An 11,473-nucleotide genomic window follows, 5' to 3' on the forward strand; every position below is an offset into this window, starting at 1 on the left:
GGCTCTGGCTCTGGCGGCTCTGGCTCTGGCTCTGGCTCTGGCTCTGGCTCTGGCTCTGGCTCTGGCACGCTATCTAAATCCGCTTGCTCTTGCTCGTCAACCGGTTCAGCGTCTGCCAATGCCGCTTCTTCGTCGTACTCAGGTAGGCTGGTTAAATCAAGTAAGTCTTCTTCGCTAATGTCATCGAGATTGTCGCCGTCATCCGTAGAGGCATCATTGTTGTCAACGCCGTCAGGCGCTGACGATTCATCTGCCTCGCCGGTAGCTTCTGGCTCATCCGATTCCTCCGCCGGTGCGTCGTCTTCGTTTAACTCGGCTTGCAGCTCGTCATCAGCGTCTTCGTCAGCCGCTTCATCTGCCTCGCTAGTCGCTTCTGGCGCGGCCGATTCGTCCGCCGGTGCGTCGTCTTCGTTTAACTCGGCTTGCGGCTCGTCATCAGCGTCCTCGTCAGCCGTTTCATCTGCCTCGCGAGTAGCCTCTGGCTCAGCTGGCTCGTCCGCTAGAGCATCGTCTTCGTTTAACTCTGCTTGCGGTTCGTCATCAGCGTCATCGTCAGCCGTTTCATCTGCCTCGCCGGTAGCTTCTGGCGCGGCCGATTCGTCCGCCGGTGCGTCGTCTTCGTTTAACTCGGCTTGCAGCTCGTCGTCAGTGTCCTCGTCGGCCGCTTCATCTACCTCGCCGGTAGCTTCTGGCTCAGACGATTCGTCCGCTGGAGCTTCGTCTTCGTTTAGCTCTGCTTGCGGCTCGTCATCAGCGTCCTCGTCAGCCGTTTCATCTGCCTCGCGAGTAGCCTCTGGCTCAGCTGGCTCGTCCGCCGGTGCATCGTGCTCATTTAACTCGGCTTGCAGCTCGTCGTCAGTGTCCTCGTCAGCCGCTTCATCTGCCTCGCTAGTCGCTTCTGGTGCAGCTGGCTCGTCCGCCGGTGCGTCGTCTTCGTTTAACTCGGCTTGCGGCTCGTCATCAGCGTCCTCGTCAGCCGTTTCATCTACCTCGCCGGTAGCTTCTGGCTCAGCTGGCTCGTCCGTTAGAGCATCGTCTTCGTTTAAATCGGCTAGCGGCTCGTCGTCAGCGTCCTCGTCAGTCGTTTCATCTTCCTCGCCGCTAACTTCTGGCGTGCCCGATTCGTCCGCCGGTGCGTCGTCTTCGTTTAACTCGGCTTGCGGTTCGTCGTCAGCGTCCTCGTCAGCCGTTTCATCTGCCTCGCTAGTCGCTTCTGGTGCAGCTGGCTCGTCCGCCACTGCGTCGTCTTCGTTTAGCTCTGCTTGCGGCTCGTCATCAGCGTCCTCGTCAGCCGTTTCATCTGCCTCGCGAGTAGCCTCTGGCTCAGCTGGCTCGTCCGCCGGTGCGTCATCTTCATTTAACTCTGCTTGCGGCTCGTCGTCGGCATCGTTGTCTTGCTCGACGCGCGTCTCTGAGCCTTGATCACTTGTAGGTGTTTCTTCTGCTTGCTCATCCGACGCATAAAGAAGTTGCTCGAGCTCCGCTTCGTTCGGATCACTGTCATCTTCTTCTCCCCACAGTGCCGGATCGTCCTCGTCAGCGAGTGGGTCTGGTTCATCGTCATCCCCCAACACTTCTTCTAGTAAAGCGTCAGAATCTTCTAGATGAGGATCATCATCTTTGTCTAAGACTTCATCCAGTAATGCATCACTACTTTCATCGAATTCGTCCTCGGTATCATCCCCTTCATTTAGCCAGCTGTCCTCGTCTTCTTCATCACCGACAAGTTCATCAAGCAACTCTGTCGTGTTATCAAGAGAAACGGCATCGTCATCGTTATCATCATCTGATAAGTCAATATCTTGGCTTAAATCCAGCTCAGGCTCATCGTCCAGCACCGAGTCAAACAAGGCGTCATTAGGCGCTTGCTCGTCATTGTCTTCGTTCTCTTGTGAAGCCTGTTCTTTGGTCTCGGTATTTTCGTCCTCAGGCTCATCAGCAGCGGAGACCTCATCGGCAGTCGTGTCTTCACCCGTTTCGCCTGCCAACAAGGCATCGATATCGTCGACATCACTGTCATTGCCTTCTTCGAGCGCTTTGGCCCACTCTGCGGCAAGTGCTTCATCAGCACTCATTTCCTCTTCAGGTTGCTCTGCCTCGCCCGTTTCTAATTCGCTGTCATCGTCGGATGATGTGTCATCGGCGGCGCTTTCCGTATCAGCCGGCGGCGCATCTGCCAGTTCATCCAGCGCGCGCTCCATGTCTTCAAGACCGATAGCATCATCGCTGGTGGGCGCGACACTCGATTCATTGCCAGCCATGTCATCGAGTTCGTCATCAAGATCCAGATCGTCCAGGTCGGTATCATCGCCAAACGCGACATCCTCGTATCCCTTACCGTCATCGGTGATCTCTAGCTCATCGTCATCTTGCGGATCGTCAACATCGCTTTCATCGTCATCCGGATCGGGCACCATGACCACAGGCATATCGTCCATATCATCATGATCCAGCGCCGCAGGCTCTTCCGCGTCTTCCTCTTGCTTTCTACGACGTGCGAGGAAGAAGAATATCGCGCCTGCAATCAAGGCCCCAGGAATGATGGCCAACATGGCAAGCAATAATGGGCTATCAAGTAAAGATTCAACCGCGGATGGGGGTTGGGTATCCTTTGCCACCTGTTGCTGACGTTGGGTTTCTAAAAATGCTCGGATCTCTTTATTAAGCTCGGCATCACCACTTACCTGTTCTTTTAACGCGCTCAACTCGTGCTGCACTTCAGACAGACGGACCTTGAGCACATGATTGCTCTCAACCAGGCGAGTCATCTCTTGATCAGAGGCTTGCAGCTGAGACTGTAAGTTTTGTACCACTTGTGGCTCTGGGGCGCTCGCTGTCGAGCTCTCACCACTAGGTTGGGCGTCTGACGCGTCTTCGCTATTTGGCGCTGGTTGGGTCTGCGCAGCTTGGTTATTATCGGCTTGTGCTGACTGTGGTTGTGGACTCGGTTGCTCAACCTGTTCGCTCAGGGGCGTGGTATTTTGGGCTTGCTTACGCGCTTCATCAATTTCAAGCCGATTGATCACGTCCTGGGTGCTTTCTCGCTCAATTTGCGTCAGCGTCGGCATCACTAAGGTGCTACCCGGCTGCAAGCTATGAATATTGTTGTTGGTGAATGCGTCGGTATTAAGACGAAAAATCGCACCGAGCGTCTGATACACACTTACTTGCGTATTAGGACGCATTTGAGTCGCAATCGACCACAAGGTTTCGTTGGCCCCAGTTGGGCCATATTGTTGTGCCGATGCAACCGCTGGCGTCGGTTGGGGCGAGGCGGTTTCGGCCGCCATTTCATCTTGCGGACCAAGAATGCGTATTGCCGCTTCGACCGGCACCGTTGAAACACTGACAAGCGCAACCGCCAATACCCCTGCGACGGCAATGAGATGCCGCTTAACGCGATGCGGGGTTTTGGTCAATCGAGTTTGAGAAGAAGACTGTTCACTTTGCTGTGCGTTGGACACACCCGCACTCCCTTATGGCAAAAATGGCCTCACTAAATATCTAACTATATCGGAAGCCATGCTAAAAACTGTAGTTTGGTGATATAAAAGTGTGTTGCGCGATCAAACTGTGGGCGCTCTGCCTCAGTTTTGACTCGATGATAGCATCGTCACACGTCGCGTATCGTCCATCGTTGCAAATTTAATGCCTAAAAAAATACCCCATCAACGGATGGGGTATCAATCAACCTAGTGTGGTGATGGGCGGGCTATCACGCTCTTTTACGGATCATAGGCTTGTTGATTAAAGGTAATCGCGAACCAGTACTTCAGCAATTTGCACTGAGTTCGTCGCTGCGCCTTTACGCACATTGTCTGCCACCACCCAGAGGTTGAGTCCATTAGGGTGGCTGATATCATTGCGAATACGCCCGACGAGCACTTTATCTGAGCCAGTGCCTTCTTTCACCTGGGTGGGATAGTCTTCCCCTTCAAAGACCTCGATATGTTCATGCTGACTCAAGATTGCCACCGCTTCCGTCGCGTCAATCGGTTGACGGCACTCAAGGTGCACAGCTTCAGCATGACCGTAAAACACGGGCACTCTCACACAAGTAGGGTTAACCCCTATCATCTCATCGGCAAGAATTTTCTGGGTTTCCCACACCATTTTCATTTCTTCTTTGGTGTAGCCATTTTCCATAAACTGATCAATCTGGGGCAAACAATTAAAGGCAATTTGCTTGCTGTATAACGCAGGCTCCGCATCTTGGCTATTAAGCAATTTAACCGTCTGTCCGGCAAGCTCATCGACGCCTGCTTTCCCTGATCCAGAGACCGATTGGTAGGTAGACACATTTAAGCGTTCGATACCGACGGCATCGTAAATAGGTTTTAATGCCACCAGCATCTGAATCGTCGAGCAATTTGGGTTAGCAATAATATTACGGTTACGAAAGTCACCAATCGCGGCGGCGTTCACCTCAGGCACCACCAAGGGTACGTCGAAGTCATAGCGGAACTGCGACGTGTTATCGATAACGACGACGCCCGCATCTGCTGCAATCGGCGCCCAGTGCGCAGAAGCCTGTGCGCCCGCCGAGAACAAGCCAAGCTGAACCTGTGTCCAATCAAACTTGTCGACATTTTGCACACGCAAGCTCTCACCTTTGAAGCTAATGGTTTCACCTGCACTTCGCTCACTGGCGAGGAGGTGTAGCGTGCCAATGGGAAAATCGCGCTCTTCTAAAATCTCGATCATGGTGCGCCCTACCGCACCGGTTGCGCCCAAAATGGCAACGTCAAATGCTTGTGTCATGCATGCTCCTCAATACTAAAGCCCAGCTTAGCCAGCGACTGTAACCCGAAATCAGCCTGTCCGGCTACCGTGATCGCACTGTACTCGCGTCGATCCCAGTAATTTTTTCGCAATTGGTCAAAGGCTGTACGCTGAGCCTGTTTGTCATCACCTGCGGTATGCATGGCACGACGAAAATCACTGTCATCTCGGCGAATATCGTAGACCAATTGGGTCAGTGCCATCAGATCGCTTTGTTGCCACGGCTGTGCCAAGGCAACCTGTGGAATCGGCGCCGTGGGCAGCAGCTCACTGGCATGCACACGATGAGGCAGGTCAAGGTGTTCACACAGTGCGTTAAAGACCATGGTGGTACCGCGGGCTTTTCCTTCCAGACCATAGCCTGCAATATGAGGTGTGGCAAACGTGAGCTGGTCCATAAGGGCAAGGTCGACCTCAGGCTCATGTTCATAAACATCCAACACCGCATCAATGTCGCCTCGTGCTAACCGCGCTTTAAGTGCATGGTTGTCAACAATCGGGCCACGCGCAGCATTTATCAAAATGCTGCCTGACGCAAGCGCCTCTAACCGAGCTTGATTCATGAGGTGGTAAGTGGGGTGCTCACCAGTCGTGGTCAAAGGTGTATGGAAAGTGACCACGTCCGATTTTGCGATCAGAGTATCAATGTCCACCATGTCAGCAAGGTTCTCTCGAGCCTGACGAGGTGGGTCGCAAAGCAAAGTTGTAATCCCAAGAGCCGCAAGCCGCGCAGCCAAGTAGTCTCCCACATGACCCACGCCAACAATACCGACTGTGCGGTCGGTCAATTTAAAGCCTTGCTGTTGTGCCAATACCAATAAAGCACTGATCACATATTCCGCGACACCAACCTTATTACAACCTGGCGCTGCCGTGCCATGGATGCCTTGTGCGTGCAAGGCGTTAAAATCAAGATGATCTTCACCAGCAGTGGCTGAACCGACAAAACGAAGACGGGTGGCACCGTCAATCAGCGCATGGTTCACTTGCGTGACGCTTCTCACCATTAATGCATCAGCATCGATTAAATCCGCGGCACGGATTGCGCGCCCGGGTAATGCAACCACCTCACCCAATTGACTAAACAAGGTTTGGGCATAAGGCATGTTTTCGTCTACGACAATTTTCACGTTCAACGTCCTATGTGAGTCGGTGCATCGCTTATCGGATGCTAAATGCGAGAAGGTTATTGTATCTGTCTCACGGTAAGAAAACACCCTTCAGCTGAGCGGGTTACCCCGCTTACCGGGTGGCCTCAGGCATAAAAAAACCCGGCCGAAGCCGGGTAAATCCAGGACCTGAAAAGACCATTAACGGCTCTCAACGATAATGATCCGTGTCTGATGGCAGAGTCTCTCTGCAAACCTGGAAACAGGCGCGGGATCAGCCGCGATACTTTTCAATCACCAAGGTGGCGTTGGTACCACCGAACCCAAAACTGTTCGACATCACGCGCGTCAGTGCTTGCTCTCGCGGTTGGGTCACAATATCTAACCCTTCAGCCGCGGGATCCAAGTTCTCCACATTGATACTTGGCGCGACAAAGCCTTGTTCAAGCATCAAGGTTGAATAGATGGCTTCGTGCACACCAGCAGCACCGAGCGCGTGACCTGTCATTGACTTAGTCGCAGAAATGGCTGGGCTCTTACCGCCAAACACTTCTTGAATTGCGCCTAGCTCTTTCACATCACCCACAGGCGTTGATGTACCATGCGTATTGATGTAATCAACCTCGCCATCCACATCTTGCATCGCCATATTCATACAGCGCACAGCGCCTTCACCCGACGGTGCCACCATGTCATACCCATCAGACGTTGCACCGTACCCGACAATTTCACCGTAGATGGTCGCACCACGCGCCAACGCATGCTCCAGCTCTTCCACGACCAGCATGCCGCCGCCACCTGAAATGACGAAACCGTCCCGGTCCGCGTCATAGGTGCGTGATGCCTTTTGCGGATCATCATTGTATTTGGTTGAAAGGGCTCCCATCGCGTCAAACATCATGGTAAGCGACCAATCCAGCTCTTCACCGCCACCGGCAAACACCACATCTTGTTTACCCAGTTGAATCAGCTCTAGGGCATGGCCAATACAATGTGCCGAAGTCGCACATGCAGAGCTCATAGTGTAGTTCAGCCCTTTGATTTGGAACGGAGTCGCCAAACACGCTGAAACAGTTGATGACATGGTGCGCGGCACCATGTAAGGGCCAACACGTTTAACCCCTTTCTCGCGCAATGTATCAACGGCGGTAACTTGGTTAACGGATGACGCGCCCCCCGACCCGGCAACTAAACCAGTTCGTGGGTTAGAAACCTGCTCAGGGGCTAAGCCCGAGTCTTCGATTGCCTGTTCCATCGCTAGGTAGGCAAAACCCGCCGCGTCACCCATAAAGCGCATTCTTTTGCGATCAATATGGTCGGCGGGGTTGAGTTTGAGATCACCCCAAACATTGCTGCGCAGCTTCATATCTGCAAACTGCTGAGAAAAGTTAATGCCAGATTTTCCCGCTTTGAGCGACTCCAGCACTTCTTTGACGTTGTTACCAATACTGGAAACAATCCCCATGCCTGTAATGACAGCTCGTTTCATGATTCTTTCCTAGACGTTAATTTCGCAGTGGATGATAGCGTTTTTAAAGCTGATAAGTGGTCAGCTTTCCTTAGAGCCAGTACAATTTGCTTTTTCCTTTCCTGTGTAAGAGGCATTTGTGAGCACTCCCTCGATCGACCACGCAAAAATCAGCTGGAATGATACGGGCACCCCCGTCGCGGAACAGTTTGATGACGTCTACTTTTCCAATCACGACGGTTTGGCCGAGACCCGCTATGTGTTCATCGAACAAAACCAACTTCCCGCACGTTGGCAAACCGCCACATCGTCCCGGTTTGTGATTGCGGAAACCGGCTTTGGCACTGGGCTCAACTTTCTGGCTACTTGGGCAGCTTTCGAGCAGTTCCGTCAAACCCATCCAAATGCACCTGTGACCCAGCTTCACTTTATCAGTTTTGAGAAGTACCCCCTGACAGTAGAGGATCTCGCCCGTGCACATCAAGCTTGGCCAGAGCTGGCAAGCTATGCTGAGCAATTACGTGCCTATTACCCCGTCCCGCTCGCGGGTTGTCAACGTATCGTCTTGGCTCAAGGTCAGATTACACTCGATTTGTGGTTTGGTGATATTAAAGATTGGTTACCACAAGTGCCAACGGGCCCTGAAGGGATCGTGGATGCTTGGTATTTAGACGGCTTTGCCCCAAGCAAAAACCCAGAGATGTGGAATCAAGCCTTGTTTAATGGCATGGCACGACTTGCGCGCGAGCAATGTACCTGCGCCACCTTCACAGCGGCGGGATTTGTGCGCCGTGGCCTTATCGAGGCCGGTTTTGAGATGAAAAAAGTAAAAGGCTTCGGCTTCAAACGCGACATGTTGTCCGGCACATTACCTGCTCGCCAAGCCGCTGCAAGCTACTCTCCTTGGTATGCACGCTCCCCCGCCTCAACAGCGGACGACATCGCCATTATTGGCGGTGGCATTGCCAGTGCCGCCTTAATCACCGCATTGCTTCAACGGGGCAAGCAAGTCACGCTGTATTGCCAAGACCCGCGCCCTGCGGCTGGCGCATCTGGGAACCATCAAGGCGCCATTTATCCGCTTTTAAATGGCAATAACGATAATTTAAGCCAGTTTTTTGCCCCCGCCTTTTTGTTTTCTCGCCAATTTATCGATCAGCAACGCACGCGAGGTATCCCATTTGAACACGACTGGTGTGGCGTCACGCAACTCGGCTACGACGAAAAAAGTGCCGCTAAGCTCGCTAAGATGGTCGATGGTGCCTTTCCTGAAGCATTGGTCACACCGTTAAATGTCGATGGCGTGAGCGAGAAAGTCGGTTTAGAAACCGGACATGCCGGCGTGTTTTATCCGCTTGGCGGCTGGATGAGCCCGCAACAGTTTACCGCGGGCGTGATTGATGCAGCGATAGCCAGCGGGCAGCTTGATGCTTATTTTGGTTGTCATGTGAATGCGCTGACGCAATCGGACAATGGTTGGACACTCGATACCAGCATGGGTGAGGTTTGTCATCAAAATGTGGTGATCGCCAATGGCCACCAAGCAGATAGCTTCAGCCAAACACAGCCTATTCCGGTTTACCCCGTGCGCGGTCAAGTCAGCCATGTGCCCACCAATACCGAACTCAGTAAGCTCAACACTGTATTGTGTTTCGAGGGCTATTTAACACCGGCTAATCAGGGGGAGGAACATTGTCTAGGCGCCAGCTATCGTCGCAATAATGCTGACTTAGCGTGCCAAGCTGCCGATCAGCTAGAAAATCAACAACGCTTAACCGATTGTATCGACACTGAGTGGGCACGCGCGGTGCCACTGGCGGAAGAAGGACGCGTTGGGGTGCGCTGCGCCAGTCGCGACCATTTACCCTTTGTGGGCAACGTCTGTGATTACAACGCCTTGGTTTCCACCTACCAAACCTTGCAAAAAGACAAAGAAAAGGCGGACGCCGTTCCCGTTTACCCAGGACTATTTTGCTTACTGGGGCTCGGCTCTCGCGGCCTCACCTCAGCGCCATTGGCGGCAGAAGTGCTAGCAGCTCAGCTGTGTGACGAGCCTTTACCTTTACCTCAGTCGGTTCTAGACACTCTGCACCCAGGGCGGATGTGGGTTCGTAAGCTGCTAAAAGGTAAAGCACTATAGCCCCCTCGGATAAGGTCAACAAAAAAGCCATCGTCGAGGCGATGGCTTTCTTTTTTCAAGACGTATCGTTTGTGATACCGCTTAATGTTCCATTTAAAACAGCACGTTACGCGTCTTTTTCCACTTGCTGCTGCAATAGATCCCACAGCGCTCCGACGAGACGTTGGTCGCCGGGTGACAGCTCACTGGCATTGTCATTGAGACTGGCATCGACGCGCGCTTTCAATGCTGGCACCTCATCAACGCCTTCCAACTCACAGTCCGCTGCCGCTAAAGAAACGTGGCCACGTAAATAGCCACTGGCAAACAATTCATCGTCTGAGGCGGTTTCTACCATCTCATCGATTAACGCTAGAATGCGTGCTTCGTAGTCTTGAACTTTCATCTTTTTAACCTTGGCTTGGCAACGTAAAGGTATCTGGCGTCAACGGTGCAACACCATAAAAGTCTCGCAAGGTATCAGAAAACTGCTTGGCGCGCACGGGCAAAGCGGCGCTTGTCGATGCATCCGAGACATATTGTACGACTTGTTGCCGAACTTTATCAGTAAACGCGTGGCGTTCGGGCTCAACACCACTTAAATTGTCGCAGCTCACTTGAAAGCGAAACCCACAGCTTGCAGAGAGGATCCATTCAATCGCTTGCGGCTTCACTTCGACCGCCTCGAAGGCCGCTTGCGTGTCAGCGTCACGGCCATCCGGATGATACCAATAGCCATAGTCTTCCCATTGACGGCGCTGCTCACCGGCAATGGTCCAGTGTGCAATTTCGTGTAAGGCAGAGGCAAAAAATCCGCGGGCAAAGATCACGCGGTGATGCGGGTGCGCCGCATCCGCAGGTAGGTAAATAGGTTCATCCCCGCCACGCACCAGCTCAGTATTGAAAGAGGCAAGAAAGGTTTGGTTAAAAAGTTGGATCAAGTCGTGATAATCGTGGGTCATACTGCTCTTTAATAAGATCAAATATCAATAAGAAAACAAAAACACGCTCTTAGCGATAAAAAGCCGCACATACCTCGGCTAAACCTTTCAATATACACATTCTTTTTAATGTATTTTTTACTACAAATTTGATTGTGAAAGGCAAATAAGGCCACTACAATGCGCGTCAATTTCTAATCTCAATGTAAGGTGTCGGGTTGTATGTTGTTATTGACGCTTTATGTCATAGGCATTACCGCGGAAGCCATGACAGGCGCGCTCAGTGCCGGGCGAAAACACATGGACTGGTTTGGGGTGATGTTTGTCGCTAGTGCCACCGCTATCGGAGGCGGGACAGTCCGCGATATTCTTTTTGGCCACTACCCTCTAACCTGGGTCGCTAACCCACACTTTCTCGTGATCACCTGCCTCGCCGGCTTGATCACGCCATGGATTGCCAGTTGGGTTGCTCGCAATTATAAACTCTTTGTTACCCTAGATGCACTGGGCCTTGCCGCTTTTAGTATTATCGGTTGCCGTGTGGCGATGGATATGGGGTTACACCCGTTAATTTGCATGGTTTCATCCTTGATTACCGGTATTTTTGGTGGGCTATTGCGCGACTTGATCTGTCGTCAATCGCCTATGGTATTGCACAAAGAGCTGTATGCCTTGGTCGCCTTTGTCACCGGTGCGCTCTACTTTAGTTTGATTCGACTTGATGTCGGTGAACTGATTGCGACCGTCGCCAGTTTAGTGATTGGTTTTGGATTCCGAATGGCGGCTGTTCGCTTTAGCTGGTCGTTACCGGTTTTCCGCTTTGAAGCCCCTTCCTCTCTACACTGATAAAAAAACCGCACWACGTAGTGCGGTCAGACTGCTGACAAAGGTCTAGCTTTCGAGCTAGACCTTTGATCTAATAGGAGTGTCGCAATAGGGATGCTCCGGTATGCTTCAAGAACCTTCTCCACACCAATATGAACTTGAAATGGTGACGATGGAACAACTTGTTCCCAAAGACCATCTTGTTCGTAAAATCGACCGTGCCATCGAC

The 11,473-nt window shown here is 52.3% G+C and carries 8 protein-coding genes; 2 read left to right on the plus strand and 6 right to left on the minus strand.

From position 1 onward, the window contains the following. From BZG73_RS15525 to fabB, 4 genes are all read right to left on the minus strand, one after another. Positions 1 to 3,464: FimV/HubP family polar landmark protein (locus BZG73_RS15525; RefSeq protein WP_077668779.1), on the minus strand; the 3,464-nt coding region annotated here is incomplete at its 3' end. 283 nt (positions 3,465 to 3,747) lie between these two features. Next, positions 3,748 to 4,761 carry an aspartate-semialdehyde dehydrogenase gene (locus BZG73_RS15530; protein ID WP_046074897.1) on the minus strand — a complete coding sequence of 338 codons (1,014 nt, stop codon included), beginning with the start codon at positions 4,759 to 4,761 and terminating at the stop codon, positions 3,748 to 3,750. Then, entirely contained in the window at positions 4,758 to 5,912 is a 1,155-nt protein-coding gene (locus tag BZG73_RS15535; protein ID WP_077668780.1) for a 4-phosphoerythronate dehydrogenase, read from the minus strand. Before BZG73_RS15535 ends, BZG73_RS15530 begins: the two co-directional genes overlap by 4 nt. Positions 5,913 to 6,165: 253 nt before the next feature. Then, positions 6,166 to 7,380, minus strand: coding sequence for a beta-ketoacyl-ACP synthase I (gene fabB / locus BZG73_RS15540; protein WP_077668781.1), 1,215 nt, complete (start codon positions 7,378 to 7,380; stop codon positions 6,166 to 6,168). 118 nt (positions 7,381 to 7,498) lie between these two features. Here fabB and mnmC point away from each other — a divergent pair, with 118 nt between their 5' ends. Continuing rightward, the gene (gene mnmC / locus BZG73_RS15545) at positions 7,499 to 9,499 is read left to right on the plus strand and encodes a bifunctional tRNA (5-methylaminomethyl-2-thiouridine)(34)-methyltransferase MnmD/FAD-dependent 5-carboxymethylaminomethyl-2-thiouridine(34) oxidoreductase MnmC (protein WP_077668782.1); all 2,001 of its coding nucleotides are present in this window, start codon (positions 7,499 to 7,501) and stop codon (positions 9,497 to 9,499) included. 106 nt (positions 9,500 to 9,605) lie between these two features. Here mnmC and BZG73_RS15550 read toward each other — a convergent pair whose 3' ends face one another. Together BZG73_RS15550 and BZG73_RS15555 are read right to left on the minus strand one after the other, a co-directional pair. Then, positions 9,606 to 9,884 carry a YfcL family protein gene (locus tag BZG73_RS15550; protein ID WP_046074901.1) on the minus strand — a complete coding sequence of 93 codons (279 nt, stop codon included), beginning with the start codon at positions 9,882 to 9,884 and terminating at the stop codon, positions 9,606 to 9,608. Positions 9,885 to 9,888: 4 nt separating this feature from the next. Beyond that, entirely contained in the window at positions 9,889 to 10,440 is a 552-nt protein-coding gene (locus BZG73_RS15555) for an elongation factor P hydroxylase (RefSeq protein WP_077668783.1), read from the minus strand. A 201-nt stretch (positions 10,441 to 10,641) separates the two neighbouring features. Between BZG73_RS15555 and BZG73_RS15560 the strand changes: the two genes are divergently transcribed. Continuing rightward, on the plus strand, positions 10,642 to 11,265 hold the full coding sequence (locus tag BZG73_RS15560) for a trimeric intracellular cation channel family protein (protein ID WP_046074903.1): 624 nt from the start codon (positions 10,642 to 10,644) through the stop codon (positions 11,263 to 11,265). Positions 11,266 to 11,473: the final 208 nt, after the last annotated feature.

It is taken from the genome of Salinivibrio siamensis, from assembly GCF_001996005.1.
Taxonomy (GTDB): domain Bacteria; phylum Pseudomonadota; class Gammaproteobacteria; order Enterobacterales; family Vibrionaceae; genus Salinivibrio; species Salinivibrio siamensis.